At 30.1% G+C, this 13,237-nt stretch carries 10 protein-coding genes and 1 pseudogene; all 11 read left to right on the plus strand.

Annotated features, from left to right (window positions below; genetic code table 11):
* Window positions 1–103 precede the first annotated feature (103 nt).
* A complete protein-coding gene (locus HUJ77_RS12540) occupies window positions 104–1,123 on the plus strand; it encodes a M50 family metallopeptidase (RefSeq protein WP_291709133.1) in 1,020 nt (339 codons plus the stop codon).
* Window positions 1,124–1,136: 13 nt separating this feature from the next.
* Window positions 1,137–2,186 (plus strand): flavodoxin-dependent (E)-4-hydroxy-3-methylbut-2-enyl-diphosphate synthase, encoded by a 1,050-nt coding sequence (ispG, locus tag HUJ77_RS12545; protein WP_291709135.1) that lies wholly within the window; start codon window positions 1,137–1,139, stop codon window positions 2,184–2,186.
* Between the two features lie 106 nt (window positions 2,187–2,292).
* Window positions 2,293–6,638: pseudogene (locus tag HUJ77_RS12550) on the plus strand (PolC-type DNA polymerase III).
* A 249-nt stretch (window positions 6,639–6,887) separates the two neighbouring features.
* Window positions 6,888–7,352: a ribosome maturation factor RimP gene (rimP, locus tag HUJ77_RS12555; protein ID WP_291709137.1), complete on the plus strand. Its 465-nt coding sequence runs from the start codon at window positions 6,888–6,890 to the stop codon at window positions 7,350–7,352.
* A gap of 16 nt (window positions 7,353–7,368) precedes the next feature.
* Window positions 7,369–8,469: a transcription termination factor NusA gene (gene nusA, locus HUJ77_RS12560; protein ID WP_291709139.1), complete on the plus strand. Its 1,101-nt coding sequence runs from the start codon at window positions 7,369–7,371 to the stop codon at window positions 8,467–8,469.
* 14 nt (window positions 8,470–8,483) lie between these two features.
* The gene (locus tag HUJ77_RS12565) at window positions 8,484–8,747 is read left to right on the plus strand and encodes a YlxR family protein (RefSeq protein ID WP_291709141.1); all 264 of its coding nucleotides are present in this window, start codon (window positions 8,484–8,486) and stop codon (window positions 8,745–8,747) included.
* Window positions 8,740–9,054: a ribosomal L7Ae/L30e/S12e/Gadd45 family protein gene (locus tag HUJ77_RS12570; protein WP_291709142.1), complete on the plus strand. Its 315-nt coding sequence runs from the start codon at window positions 8,740–8,742 to the stop codon at window positions 9,052–9,054. Before HUJ77_RS12565 ends, HUJ77_RS12570 begins: the two co-directional genes overlap by 8 nt.
* Window positions 9,055–9,069: 15 nt before the next feature.
* The gene (infB, locus tag HUJ77_RS12575; protein ID WP_291709145.1) at window positions 9,070–11,115 is read left to right on the plus strand and encodes a translation initiation factor IF-2; all 2,046 of its coding nucleotides are present in this window, start codon (window positions 9,070–9,072) and stop codon (window positions 11,113–11,115) included.
* 18 nt (window positions 11,116–11,133) lie between these two features.
* Window positions 11,134–11,484 carry a 30S ribosome-binding factor RbfA gene (rbfA, locus tag HUJ77_RS12580; protein ID WP_291709147.1) on the plus strand — a complete coding sequence of 117 codons (351 nt, stop codon included), beginning with the start codon at window positions 11,134–11,136 and terminating at the stop codon, window positions 11,482–11,484.
* Window positions 11,484–12,461: a bifunctional oligoribonuclease/PAP phosphatase NrnA gene (locus HUJ77_RS12585; RefSeq protein ID WP_291709149.1), complete on the plus strand. Its 978-nt coding sequence runs from the start codon at window positions 11,484–11,486 to the stop codon at window positions 12,459–12,461. Before rbfA ends, HUJ77_RS12585 begins: the two co-directional genes overlap by 1 nt.
* Window positions 12,461–13,237 (plus strand): tRNA pseudouridine(55) synthase TruB (gene truB, locus HUJ77_RS12590; RefSeq protein WP_291709151.1); only part of this gene is annotated, 777 nt, incomplete at its 3' end. The genes HUJ77_RS12585 and truB, both read left to right, overlap by 1 nt.

Raw genomic sequence — 13,237 nt, forward strand, 5'->3', positions numbered from 1 at the left:
TAAAGAAGATAAGAAAAAAGAAATAACAATAGATAATATAATTGACTTAGATAATAGGGTTAGAAAATATATAAGGACTAGATGGAATTAGGAGGAAAAGGGATTGAATATAATTTATGCAATATTAGGATTTAGTTTGCTTATAATAGTACATGAACTTGGTCATTTTGTAATGGCAAAAGTAAATGGAATAAAAGTTGAAGAATTTGCAATAGGTATGGGGCCAAAAATATTTTCTACTGAAGGAAAAGAAACAAAATATTCAATTGGTTTGTTTCCTATTGGTGGATATGTTAAAATGATGGGGGAAGAGGAAGCAGTTCATGATGAAAGAAGTTTTTCTTCAAAGTCACCTCTTCGAAGAATAAGTGTAATTATAGCAGGAGCATTTATGAATTTTGTGTTAGCTATAGTTATATTTACAGCATTTTTAAATAATTTTGGTTATAGTCTACCAAAAGTAGATAACTTAGTAGAAGGCATGCCTGCTATAGAAGCTGGCTTACAAGAGGGAGATAAATTTTTAAAAGTTAATGGTAGTAAGGTTTTTTCAGCAGATGACTTAACTATTGGAATTAACTTAGCTAAGGATAATCCAATTAATTTCTTAATAGAAAGAAATGGGGAGCAAAAAGAAATTATTGTGACTCCTAAGTTAGTAGAGGAAAATCAAAGGGAAAGATATATGATTGGATTTCAATTCGAGAGAGTAGAAAATCCAGGGATAGTTGAAAGTTTTAAACAAAGTTTTAAAGAAACATTGGCAGTAATAAATCAAACTTATAAAAGTCTTAAAATGATGGTTACTGGAAAGGTTAATTTTAAAACTGATGTAGGTGGTCCTGTTTCTATTATTAGAATGTCTGGAGAAGCCGCAAAAAATGGTATATGGAATCTTATGTACTTTATAGCTTTCATTAGTATAAATTTAGCAGTATTTAATATGTTACCATTCCCGGCTTTAGATGGAGGTTGGACAGTATTATTACTTATAGAGCTAATTACTAGAAGAAAAGTTCCAGATAAAATTGTTGGAGTTATGAATTATGTTGGAATTATGCTTTTATTTGGACTTATGATTGCAGTAACTATAAAGGATGTATTATTCCCAATACAACTGTAGGAGAGGAAATAAAATGGAAAGAAGAAAAACAAGAAAAGTTAAAGTTGGAACTTGCTATGTAGGGGGAGATGCGCCAGTATCAATCCAATCAATGACCAATACAGATACTAGAGATGTAGAAGCTACATTAGCACAAATTAATGAATTATATGAAGCTGGATGCGAAATAATAAGATGTGCAGTACCAGATAAAATAGCTGCAGAAGCTTTAAAGGGAATTTGTGAAAAATCACCTATTCCAGTAGTTGCAGATATACATTTTGATTATAAACTTGCTTTAGCAGCCATTGAAAATGGCGTTTCAGCATTAAGAATTAATCCAGGGAATATAGGTAAAGTAGAAAAGGTTAAAATAGTTGTTGAAGCAGCTAAAGCTAAAAATATTCCTATAAGAATAGGTGTTAATTCAGGTTCTCTTGAAAAGGAAATACTAGAAAGAGACGGAAGACCAACAGCAAAAGGATTAGTTGAATCAGCTTTAAAGCATGTTAGAATATTAGAAGAATTAGATTTTCACGATATTGTTGTATCTATTAAATCTTCAGATGTAACAATGATGATAGATGCATATAGATTAATGAGTGAAAGCTGTGATTATCCATTACATTTAGGGGTAACAGAATCAGGAACACCATTTAGAGGAACTATTAAATCAAGTATTGGACTTGGAACACTTTTAGCAGAGGGTATAGGAGATACTGTTAGAGTTTCTTTAACTAGTGATCCAATAGAAGAAATAAAAGTTGCCAAAGAAATACTAAAAGCTTTAAAACTTAGAAAAAGTGGATTACAATTTATATCTTGCCCTACTTGTGGTAGAACACAAATAAACTTAATAAAAATAGCACAAGAAGTGGAAAGCAGATTAGAAAGTATCAATAAAAATATTAAGGTTGCAGTTATGGGATGTGCAGTTAATGGACCAGGAGAAGCAAGAGAAGCTGATATTGGAATTGCTGGAGGAAATGGCGAAGGCTTAATATTTAAAAAAGGATTAATAGTTAGAAAAGTTAAAGAAGAAAATTTAGTTGAAGAGTTAATGAAAGAAATAGAAAATATGTAGTGGAATTAATTGACAATGAATAATGAATAATTAAGGTGATATAATACTTAATAATCATTTTACATTGTCAATTTCTTATTATGTGTCTTTAAGAGGGGGTGCGTCATTGAGTGAAAATGCTTTAAAGCTTATAAAAAAGGAAATTAATAAAGAAGATGCTTTAGAAGATAAAGAAATTAATATTATTAAATTTCAATTCTTCAAAAAAAGTAATATTCTTAAAGTTGTTCTTAGGGGTAAAGATGGATTAAATGAAGAAGAAGAAGATAAAGTAAAGAAAGCTATTAAGAAAGCTTTAAATATAGATGTCAATATTGAGGTGCTTTTCTATAGAGATATTTCTTCTTTAAGCATAGAAGAAGTGGTTGAAAAACATTGGCTTGAAGTAATAGGAAATATTTTAAAAACAGTTCCTTTATCAAAGGCAGTTTTGACTAAAGGGGTAAAAAATGTAGAGGGAAATTCTATTACCATAACTAGTGGGTATGAAAAAATAAACGAGCATTTAAATACAAAAGGTGTACCAAAACAAATTGCTCTTAATATAGAAAGCGTTTTTGGATTAAAGACAAAAGTTAAATTAGATTATGATAGTAGTTTAGAGCTTAAAAATAATTATGAGGAAAAAATAGAGCAAGAAAGAGAAGTACTAAAAGAAATATTTAGTGGAAGAACAATTTCTAAGGAAAATACTAATAAAACTGATAAAGCTGATGATAATAAAGGACAAAAACCTAAAAAGTCTTATGAAAAACGTGAATTTAAGAGAGAAGCAAAAAGTGAAAATAGTATCTTAGGAAGATCAATAAGCCAAGAAGCTATATCAATTAAGGAAATTGATGAAACTTCAGGTATTGTTGCAGTAATTGGAGAAGTATTTAAGACTGATATAATAGAAACCAAGACAGGTAAAACTATCCTTACTTTCTATATTACAGATTATACAAGTTCTATTACAGTAAAGTGTTTCTTAAAACCACAAGAAACAGAAGAAGTATTAGATGCTGTAAAGAAAGGATTGTATTGTAAAGTAAGAGGGGAAGCGGTATACGATACTTATGCTAGAGAAGTAGTTATCATGGGTAGAGATATACTAAGAATGAGTAAAATTGAAAGAATGGATGGAGCAGAAGAAAAAAGAATTGAACTTCATTGCCATACTACAATGAGTGCTATGGATGGTGTTGCATCTGCTACTAAATTAATTGAAAGAGCTGCTAAATGGGGACATAAAGCCATAGCTATTACAGATCATGGTGTAGTTCAGGCTTTTCCAGATGCACAAATAGCTGCAAAGAAAAATAAAATTAAAGTTTTATACGGCGTTGAAGGATATTTAGTTAATGATGGTATTCCTATAGCTATTAATGATAAAGGTGAAGACTTTAATGATACCTTTGTAATATTTGATATAGAAACTACTGGATTTTCACCTCATAATGACAAGATTATAGAAATTGGAGCTGTAAAAATAAAAAACAGAGAAATTATAGATACCTTTAGTGAATTTGTTTATCCAAAGTGTAGAATACCTTATAAAATAACAGAGTTAACAAGTATAACTGATGAAATGGTAAGGGATGCAGATCCAATTGAAGTAGTATTACCTAAATTTATGGAGTTTATTGATGGGTGTGCAGTAGTTGCACATAATGCAGCTTTTGATATTTCATGAATATCCANTTTATAAAAAAGAACTTAATGGATATGGGAAAAACTTTAAAGAATCCTGTAATGGATACTGTTCCTTTAGCTAGATATCTTTATCCAGATTTAAAAAAGGTTAAGTTAAATCTAGTTGCTAAACATTTAGGAATTAGCCTTGAAAATCACCATAGAGCTGTTGATGATGCAAAGGCTACTGCAGAGATTTTCTTAATATCTATTAAGAAAATGGTTGAAGAATTAAATATAAGCAATATAAAAGAATTAAATAATGAATTCCTTCAAAAAATGGATATTAAAAAGGAAAAAACCTTCCATATAATTATTTTTGCCAAGACTCAAGAAGGAATGAAAAATTTATACAAGTTAATTTCTGAAGCACATTTAGATAATTTTCATAAACACCCTAGAACAAGAAAAAGTAGGCTTATGGAAATGAGAGAAGGTCTTATAATAGGCTCGGCTTGTGAAGCTGGTGAAGTTTATAGAGCTGTATTAGATGGTAAATCTGATGAAGAAATTAAAGAAATAATGAGTTTTTATGATTATTTAGAAATTCAACCTATTGCAAATAATAGTTATTTAATAGATAAGGGAAATGTTAAGGATGAAAATGAACTTAGAGCTTTAAATGAAAAAATATATAAATTAGGAAAAGAATTAAACAAAATTGTAGTAGCAACAGGTGATGTTCATTTCCTAGACCCTCAAGATGAGATTTTTAGAAGAATAATAATGGCAGGGCAAGGATTTTCAGATTCAGATAATCAGCCACCTCTATATTTAAAAACTACAGAAGAAATGCTTAGGGAATTTTCATATTTAGGTCAAGATATAGCAAAAGAAGTTGTTGTAACTAATCCATCAATTTTAGCAGATTCTATAGAGGTATTAAAACCAATACCAGATGAAACTTATCCACCTAAAATTGAAGGGGCAGATGATGAAATTAGAGAAATGACAATGAAAAAAGTCCATTCAATATATGGAGATCCATTACCTGAAATAGTACAAAAGAGATTAGATAAAGAATTAAATTCTATCATTAATAATGGATATGCGGTTCTATATCTAATTGCTCAAAAATTAGTTGCTAAGTCATTAGCAGATGGATACTTAGTTGGTTCAAGAGGATCCGTTGGATCTTCCTTCGTTGCAACTATGTCAAATATAACCGAAGTTAATGGACTTCCTCCACATTATGTTTGTCCTAATTGTAAGAATTCAGAATTCTTCTTAGATGGTTCTGTTAGCTCAGGAGCAGATTTAGAGGATAAGAAATGCCCAAAATGTGGAACTGAATATATTAAAGATGGTCACGATATTCCATTTGAAACCTTCTTAGGATTTGAAGGTGATAAGGAACCAGATATCGACCTTAATTTCTCTGGAGATAACCAAGGTGAAATACATAAGTATACAGAAGTTTTATTCGGTAAGGGATATGTATTTAAAGCTGGAACTATAGGTACTATAGCAGAAAAGACAGCCTATGGATATGTAAGAAAATATTTAGATGAAAGAGGCTTAAGGGCTACAAGTGCTGAAATAGAAAGATTAACTATTGGATGTACAGGAATTAAAAGAACTACTGGTCAGCATCCAGGTGGAATCATGGTAGTTCCTAGTGATAACGAAATTTTTAACTTTACACCTATTCAAAGGCCAGCAGATGATTCCACTTCAGATGTAACTACTACGCACTTTGATTATCATTCAATATCGGGTAGATTACTTAAGCTTGATATACTAGGGCATGACGATCCTACAATGATTAGGATGCTTCAAGATTTAACTGGTGTAGATCCTAAAACTATCCCTTTAAATGATAAAAAAGTTATTTCTTTATTTACTTCGCCAGATGCTTTAGGAGTAACTAAAGAAGAACTGGGATGTGAAGTTGGAAGTTATGGTCTTCCAGAGTTTGGAACAAAGTTTGTTAGAGGAATGCTAGTAGATACACAACCAAAAAGCTTTGCAGATTTGGTGAGAATTTCTGGACTTTCCCATGGTACAGATGTATGGCTTAATAATGCCCAATACTTTATAAAAGAGGGATATACAACATTAAAAGACTGTATTTCTACAAGAGATGATATTATGGTTTATTTAATGTATGCAGGAGTACCTCCTAAGATGGCATTTACAATAATGGAAAGTGTAAGAAAAGGTAAAGGGCTAACAGAAGATTTTGAAAAAACTATGAAAGAAAATGATGTTCCTGATTGGTATATTGAATCTTGTAAAAGGATAAAATATATGTTCCCTAAAGGCCACGCAGTTGCTTATGTAATGATGGCAGTAAGAATAGCCTATTTCAAAGTTTATTATCCAGAAGCTTATTATGCAACATATTTTACAGTAAGAGCTGATGATTTTGATGCGGATTTAATATGTAAGGGTTCTGGTGCTATAAAAGCAAAACTAGATGAACTTTATGAATTAGGTAATAAAGTTACTGCAAAGGATAAAGGTCTAATTACAGTATTAGAGCTTTCCTATGAACTTTATGCAAGAGGGCTTAAATTTAAAAAAGTTGATTTATATATTTCTGAAGCTACAAAGTTTACTATAGAAGAAGATGGTATAAGACCGCCAATTAGTGCTCTTCAAGGTGTTGGAGAAAATGCAGCGAAGAGTATAGTTGAAGCAAGAAAAAATGGTGAATTTATATCTAAGGAAGATTTAAGACTTAGATCTAAAGTTTCAAAAACTGTTATAGAAACCTTAAGTAATCATGGATGTCTTGAGGGGATGTCAGAAACAAATCAATTATCTTTATTCTAACTAGTATAATAATTATATATAAGGGCAGTAATAAGTATAATGGGATTAATAAATTGCTGACTACCCCTTGTATTTATTAGGAAATTGTGTTAGAATATAAAGGAAGTAATTTACTAATAGCTGAGAATTAGGAGTGGGAGTGAAAATGCCCGCTCTTTCTATTTAATTGCAACTACCATTTAGTTGCTTTTTTTATAGATTGAGTGTAATAGTAATACTTTATTAAAATTGAATATAAAGGAGGTTAATATGAAAGTTGATGCATTATTAGAAAAGATTTATCAATTAGTAAGACCTGTTGCAGATGAATTAAATTATGAAATTTATCACATTGAGTATGTAAAAGAAAATGGAGAATATTATTTAAGGATATATATTGATAAAGATGGCGGTATAACTTTAACTGATTGTGAAAAGTTATCAAGAAGAGTAAGTGAAATTATGGATGTAGAGGATCCAATTCCAGATGCGTATTATTTAGAAGTATCATCACCAGGTTTAAATAGAGGTTTATATACTGATGTTCACTACAAAAAGCAAATTGGAAAAGAAGTTCTTATTAGATTTACAAAATCTTTTGAGGGTAGAAAAAATGTAAAAGGCATACTAAAGGAAGTAACAGAAGATTCAGTTGTTGTTGAATATGAAGCTGAAAAATTACTTACAATTCCTAAAGATAAAATAAAATCAGCAAATTTAGAAGGGGAAATATAATAAGGAGGAATTTAAAATGAACCAAGAGTTTATAGTTGCTCTTAAAGAAATTGTAAAAGATAAGGGGATTAGCGAAGATTTAATTTTTACTACTATAGAGGATGCATTAGTGGCAGCATATAAGAAGAATTATGCAAGTCCAACAACTTCTGCACAAAATGTAAAAGTAAGTATAAATAGAGAAACAGGAGAAATACATGTATATGCTCAAAAAGTAGTAGTTGAGGATGTATATGATTATGTAACTGAAATAAGTTTAGAGGAAGCTAAAGAAATAAGCCCAAGATATGATCTTGATGATATAGTAGACTTAGAAGTTACTCCTAAAAACTTTGGTAGAGTGGCAGCACAACTAGCAAAAGGAGTAGTTACACAAAGAATAAGAGAAGCAGAAAGAAATATAGTGTATTCTGAATACAAGGAATTAGAATATGACATTATAACAGGAACAGTTCTTAGAAAAGATAAAGGAAATGTTTTTGTAAACCTTGGTAGAATAGAAACATCTATTGGACCAAATGAACAAATTCCAAGAGAAGAATATAAATTTAACGAAAGAATAAAACTATACGTTGTAGAAGTTAAAAATGGATCTAAAGGAGCTCAAATACTAGTTTCTAGAACTCATCCTGGATTAGTAAAAAGATTATTTGAATTAGAAGTTCCTGAAATATATGAAGGAATAGTTGAAATTAAGAGCATTTCAAGAGAAGCTGGTTCAAGAAGTAAAATAGCAGTTTACTCAAATGATGAAAATGTTGATCCAATGGGTGCTTGTGTAGGACCTAAAGGAATTAGAGTACAAAATATCGTAAATGAACTTAAAGGTGAAAAAATCGATATAATCAAATGGAGTAAAAATCCTGAAGAATTCATAGCAGCATCTCTAAGCCCTGCAAAAGTATTAGAAGTTGTAGTGTCTGAAGAAAATAAATCAGCTAAAGTTGTTGTAGATGATAATCAATTATCTCTTGCTATAGGTAAAGAAGGCCAAAATGTAAGACTTGCAGCAAAATTAACTAACTGGAAGATAGATATAAAAAGTAAATCACAAGCAGAAGCTTTGAAAAAAGAAGAATCAGATGATTTAAATGAAGAAATTGAAATCTTAGAATAAGGGAGGATTTTTTTATGAAAGTAAAGAAAGTTCCTTTAAGAATGTGTACAGGATGTATGGAAATGAAGCCTAAAAAAGAACTTATAAGAATTGTTAAAAGTCCGGAAGGTGAAGTTTCTGTTGATTTAACTGGGAAAAAGTCTGGAAGAGGAGCTTATATATGTAAAGATATAGAATGCCTAGAAAAGGCATTTAAAGCTAAAAGACTTTCAAGAAACCTAGACATAGCTATAGATAATGAAATATATGAAAGATTAAGGGAAGAAATAAATGAATAAATTTTTTAATTTTCTTGGTTTAGCAAAAAGATCTGGAAATGTAATTGAAGGCTATAGTAAATGTGATGAAGAGAGAAACAGAAAAAATATTTTCTTATTTATAATATCTAATGATGCTTCAAATAGTACAAAAAAGAAATTTAAGAATCATTGTTTAACAAAGAATATAGTGTTTATTGAAGATTTTTCGAAAGAAGAATTAGGATCTTCAATTGGAAGAGAAGAAGTGAAAATATTAGCTATAACAGATAAAAATATGGCTAATAAACTTTATACCCTTTATGAAGATCAAAGTACCAAAATTTAACCGGGGGTGATTTTATTGTCAAAAATCAGAGTATATGAATTGGCAAAAGAACTTAACATAAGCTCAAAAGATCTTATAGAATTATTAATGAATGAATTTAGCGTTGATGTGAAAAATCATATGAGCGTAATAGAAGATGAAGATGCAGAATTAATTAAAGAATTACTTGGAGATACAGAAAAATCTACTGAGAAGACAATTGTAGATGAATATGAAGAAATATTAGCTGAAGAAGTTAATAATCAAGCTAAAAAAAGAAAGAAAAAGAAAAATGAAGACGCTGTAGATGCTGTAGGAGAAGGTGGCTCAGGAGTAGTTGAAATTGGTGAAACTATAACTGTAAAAGAGTTAGCTGAAAAAATTGGAAGACCTACTGCAGATGTTATTAAGACTCTTATTTTTACAGGAGTAATGGCTGGAATAAATCAAGAAATAGATTTTTCAACAGCTGAAAAAGTATGTGAAAAATATGAGTGCTTAGTAGTAAAAAAAGAAGAAAAAGAAGAATTAGAAATAGTAGAAGATGAAGAAGTTGTAGAAGCAAATCTTGTTAAGAGACCTCCTATAGTAACAGTTATGGGTCACGTTGACCATGGTAAAACATCACTATTAGATTCTATTAGAAAAGCTAATGTTACTGCAAACGAAGCTGGTGGAATCACACAACATATAGGTGCTTATACAGTTAATTTAAATGGAGAAAAATTAACATTTTTAGATACTCCTGGACATGAAGCTTTCACAGCAATGAGAGCAAGAGGAGCTCAAGTTACAGATGTAGTTATATTAGTTGTTGCAGCAGATGATGGAATAATGCCACAAACTAAAGAGGCTATAAGCCACTGTAAGGCAGCTGAAGTTCCTATGATAGTTGCAATTAATAAAATTGATAGACCAGGAGCTAATATTGATAGAGTTAAACAAGAATTAACTGAATATGGATTAGTATCTGAAGACTGGGGTGGAGACACTATTTGTGTTCCTGTATCAGCTAAAACAGGAGAAAATATAGAACAATTATTAGAAATGGTTCTATTAACAGCTGAAATGGCAGAACTTAAAGCAGATCCTAAGAGAAAAGCAAAGGGAACAGTAATAGAAGCTAAGCTTGATAAAGGAAGAGGTCCAGTTGCAACTTTACTTATTCAAAATGGTACATTAAATGTTGGAGATTCAATATTAGTAGGTTCTACTTATGGTAGAATAAGAGCTATGTTTGATGATAAAGGTAAGACTATTAAGAGTGCTGGTCCTTCAATACCAGTAGAAATTTTAGGCCTTTCAGAAGTACCATCAGCTGGAGATAGATTCGCTGTTGTTAAGGATGAAAAGACAGCAAGAAATATGGCTGAAATAAGAAAACAAAAAATTAAAGATGAAAGTTTCCATTCAGCAAATAGAGTTTCACTTGAAGATTTATATAGCCAAATTCAAGAAGGAACTGTTAAAGAACTTGGAATAATAGTAAAGGCAGACGTACAAGGTTCTGTTCAAGCTATAAAACAATCTTTAGAAAAACTATCTACTGATGATGTGAGAGTAAGAGTTATTCATGGTGGAGTTGGTGCAATTACTGAAACAGATGTTACACTTGCTACAGCATCAAATGCATTATTAATAGGATTTAATGTAAGACCTGACTCAAATGCTTCTATCATTGCTGATAAGGAAGGCGTATCAATTAAAACTTATAGAATTATATATGATGCAATTGAAGATGTTAAATCAGCAATGATTGGAATGCTTGATCCAGAATATAAAGAAGTAATTAATGGTAAAGCTGAAGTTAGAATGGTTTATAAAATATCTAATATTGGAACTATTGCAGGTTGTTATGTTTTAGATGGTAAGATTATAAGAAATTCTGAAGTTAGAGTTATTAGAGATGGTATTGTAATATTTGAATCAACATTAGCATCATTAAAGAGATTTAAAGATGATGCAAAAGAAGTTAATGCTGGATATGAATGTGGTTTAAGTGTTGAAAGATTTAATGATTTAAAAGAAGGCGATATAATAGAATCATTTACTATGCAAGCAACTGAAAGAAAGCAGCTTTAATTAAAGAGGTGATTTTAAATGGCTAATTACAGAGGCGGAAGAATTAACGAAGAAGTTAAAAGAGAAATAAGTATAATAATTAGAGATGAAATAAAGGATCCAAGAATGACTGCAATGGTGTCTATTACATCAGTTAAGGTTAGTAAGGATTTAAGATATGCAAAGGTATTTGTAAGTATATTCAGTAAAAATGAAGAAGAAAAAAATGAAACCTTTGCTGCATTAAAGAGTGCAAGCGGATATGTTAGAAGAGAAGTAGGTCAAAGAATGAATCTAAGAAATACTCCTCAAATCCTATTTGAATTAGATGATTCTATAAGCTATAGCATGAGAATAGAAGAACTTATAGATAAAACTAAGGATAAATAATGAATACATTATATGATATTAGTAATATAATATCAAATAGTACTAAAGTAGGCATTACCTATCATGTATCACCAGACGGTGATGCAGTAGGTAGTGCACTTGCACTATTAAATGGATTAAAATATCTAAATAAAAATGCTTATTTAATTTCAAAAGACATAATTTCAGACAATTTACAGTTTTTAAAATCTTCTAATGAAGGTAATGGTTTAGTTACAGTACCAACTGAAGATACTGATATAGTAATTGTTGTAGATTGTGGTAATTATGAACGTATATCTGCCGAACTTCAAAATTTTAATAAGACTATAATAAATATAGATCACCATTTATCAAATGATGAATATGGTGACTATAATTATGTTGATACCAATGCAGCAGCTACTGCTGAAATTATTTTTCAATTATTAGAAATATTAGGTGTAGATTTTAAATCTAAAAATGATGAAATAAAAGAAATAGGAACTTGCCTGTATACTTCACTTGTAACAGATACTGGTGGCTTTAGACATTCAAATGTTACTTCTAGAACTCATAGAATTGCAGCATTATTAAAAGATGCTGATGTAAATAACACTTATATATATCAAAGTCTTTTTGATAATAATAGTTTTGAAAAGATAAGATTAATAGGTAAATCTATAAATAATATGGAGCTTTTATTTAATAGAAAGGTTTCTTTAATTAAGATACCATTGTCCTATGGAGAAGAACTTGGTATAGAAATAGGTGATACATCTGATATAATATCTTTTGGTTTACAAATTAAAGGTGTAGAAGTTGCAGTTTTAGTTAAGGAAACAGAAGGCGGAGCAAAGGCAAGCTTAAGATCTAAAAATAATTTTGATGTTAGAAAGATAGCAGAAAAGTTTGGCGGTGGTGGTCATGCTAAAGCTTCTGGTATTAGATTAAATGGAGTTACTTTAGATGAAGCCAAGGATAAAATTTTAGAGGAAATCGAGAAAGAGTTGTTATAATGGATGGAGTAATTAATATATTTAAAAATACTGGTATGACATCCTTTGATGTAGTAAGAATAGTAAAAAAAGCTTCGAATACTAAGAAGGTTGGACATACAGGTACCTTAGATCCAGAAGCATCTGGAGTTCTTCCAGTATGTATTGGAAAGGGAACAAAAATCATAGATTACATTATGAATTCAAATAAAGTTTATGAAGTTGAATTTAAACTTGGAATTAAAACTACCACTTACGATTTAGAAGGCGAGATTATTGAAGAAATAGACCCATCTAATTTAACTAATGAAAATATATTAAATGCTATTAATTCTTTTATAGGGGAATATAATCAAGTTCCTCCTATGTACTCAGCTTTGAAACAAAATGGAGTAAGACTATACGAGCTTGCAAGAAAAGGAATTGAAGTTGAAAGAGAAGGAAGACCTGTAAAAATAATTAATATAGAAAATATTAAAATAAACAATCCATATATAACTATGAGGGTAACCTGTTCAAAAGGAACTTATATTAGAAGTCTTTGTTATGATATAGGAAACTATTTAGAAGTAGGAGCAGCTATGACAAAGCTAAAAAGAACTCAAACTTCTAAATTTAAGGAAGAAGAAGCTGTTAATATTAAAGACATTAATTCAGAAAATATTAATGACTACCTTATTAGTATAGAAGAGGCCTTAGATGCTTATGATAAACTGGTTGTTATAAACAAGTATTCAAGACTTTTAATTAACGGAGTTAGAGTCTTTGATAGAAGATTTACAAAAGAAGATTTTAAG

The sequence above is a fragment of the Clostridium sp. genome (assembly GCF_021443865.1).
Classification (GTDB): domain Bacteria; phylum Bacillota; class Clostridia; order Clostridiales; family Clostridiaceae; genus Clostridium.

Excerpts from the sequence above, each read along its gene's own strand:
- rimP (WP_291709137.1), top strand. The coding sequence starts at position 6,888 with ATGAAAGTTGATGCATTATTAGAAAAGATTTATCAATTAGTAAGACCT.
- HUJ77_RS12585 (WP_291709149.1), top strand. The coding sequence starts at position 11,484 with ATGAATACATTATATGATATTAGTAATATAATATCAAATAGTACTAAA.
- rbfA (WP_291709147.1), top strand. The coding sequence starts at position 11,134 with ATGGCTAATTACAGAGGCGGAAGAATTAACGAAGAAGTTAAAAGAGAA.
- HUJ77_RS12565 (WP_291709141.1), top strand. The coding sequence starts at position 8,484 with ATGAAAGTAAAGAAAGTTCCTTTAAGAATGTGTACAGGATGTATGGAA.
- HUJ77_RS12570 (WP_291709142.1), top strand. The coding sequence starts at position 8,740 with ATGAATAAATTTTTTAATTTTCTTGGTTTAGCAAAAAGATCTGGAAAT.
- nusA (WP_291709139.1), top strand. The coding sequence starts at position 7,369 with ATGAACCAAGAGTTTATAGTTGCTCTTAAAGAAATTGTAAAAGATAAG.
- ispG (WP_291709135.1), top strand. The coding sequence starts at position 1,137 with ATGGAAAGAAGAAAAACAAGAAAAGTTAAAGTTGGAACTTGCTATGTA.